Source organism: Pseudoalteromonas sp. TB25 (assembly GCF_000497995.1).
Lineage (GTDB): Bacteria > Pseudomonadota > Gammaproteobacteria > Enterobacterales > Alteromonadaceae > Pseudoalteromonas > Pseudoalteromonas distincta.
In genome coordinates this window covers 1-587 of record NZ_AUTI01000079.1, presented here as the reverse complement: position 1 = coordinate 587, position 587 = coordinate 1, and the positions used below count along the sequence as shown (strand labels likewise).

Here is a 587-nt window from a genome sequence, read left to right as displayed (position 1 = left end):
CGTCTACAGACCGTAGCATGATGCGCCGTACGATCGAGTTGGCCCCCCCGTGCCACTCATCGGTTGGGAGTTTGGTGGCGTAGGCCCAGTTATTGAGCCAACCAATGGCATAGCGAGAAGCAAGGCGTTCGGCGTCATTGTGGCGAGGGTCTTCCCATGTCACTGCGGCATAAAAGTCGGCGCCGAAGTCTAGCCATTGAGGTTCATCGCTATCCACGGTGAAATTTTTTCCGTCCCATACTCCGGTCCAGTACAGGGTTCCCGTGGTCATTCCTTTTTTAAAGCCGTTCGCGCCAGTTGCCAGCACCCATCGTGTAGTTGCACTGTCACCGTTGACCGACATTTGGAATAGGTCGGGACATTCCAGAATCCCAAGGTCGTCGCGCTCGAACCCAGACTGATACTTCCAATGCTTCAAATCGGGCGACGTGTAAAAGCCGATCTTATGACCCTCAGCCAGCACCATCAGCCATTCATTGCGCGTGTCGTCCCAGATGATCTTAGGATCACGCCAATGCTCGGATCCAGGGTTGTCCATGACAGGATTGTCGTGGTACGCCTTAAATCGATAGCCGCCGTCAGTCGAG

1 protein-coding gene is annotated in these 587 nt (G+C 54.7%); it reads right to left on the bottom strand.

Annotated features, from left to right (window positions below; genetic code table 11):
* Positions 1–587: glycoside hydrolase family 32 protein (locus L652_RS0101525; protein ID WP_024603218.1), on the bottom strand; the 587-nt coding region annotated here is incomplete at both ends.